Origin of the sequence: Streptomyces apricus, from assembly GCF_008369065.1 — a bacterium.
Lineage (GTDB): Bacteria > Actinomycetota > Actinomycetes > Streptomycetales > Streptomycetaceae > Streptomyces > Streptomyces apricus.
In genome coordinates this window covers 1-609 of record NZ_VDFC01000290.1, presented here as the reverse complement: position 1 = coordinate 609, position 609 = coordinate 1, and the positions used below count along the sequence as shown (strand labels likewise).

Here is a 609-nt window from a genome sequence, read left to right as displayed (position 1 = left end):
ACGTCACGAAAGTCGGTAACACCCGAAGCCGGTGGCCCAACCCCCTTGTGGGGAGGGAGCTGTCGAAGGTGGGACTGGCGATTGGGACGAAGTCGTAACAAGGTAGCCGTACCGGAAGGTGCGGCTGGATCACCTCCTTTCTAAGGAGCACTTCTTGGCCGACAGGTTCTGCCTGACGGTCCAGAGGCCAGTACATCGGCGAATGTCCGGTGCTGGTTGCTCATGGGTGGAACGTTGATTATTCGGCACACTTGGCCTTCTCAGGCTGCCAGTACTGCTCGTAAGAGTGTGGACCGCTGATCTGAGGGGTGAGGGTGTCGGGCACGTTGTTGGGTGTCTGAGGGTACGGCCGTGATGGTCGCCTTCAGTGCCGGCCCCAGTGCACTCGAATCTACTGGTTCGGGGTGATGGGTGGTTGGTCGTTGTTTGAGAACTGCACAGTGGACGCGAGCATCTGTGGCCAAGTTTTTAAGGGCGCACGGTGGATGCCTTGGTACCAGGAACCGATGAAGGACGTGGGAGGCCACGATAGTCCCCGGGGAGCCGTCAACCAGGCTTTGATCCGGGGGTTTCCGAATGGGGAAACCCGGCAGTCGTCATGGGCTGTCA

2 rRNA genes are annotated in these 609 nt (G+C 59.6%); both read left to right on the top strand.

Annotation, left to right across the window (positions count from 1 at the left end):
• Window positions 1–140, top strand: a 16S ribosomal RNA gene (locus FGF04_RS39745); the annotation flags it as partial.
• Between the two features lie 318 nt (window positions 141–458).
• A 23S ribosomal RNA gene (locus FGF04_RS39740) occupies window positions 459–609 on the top strand; the annotation flags it as partial.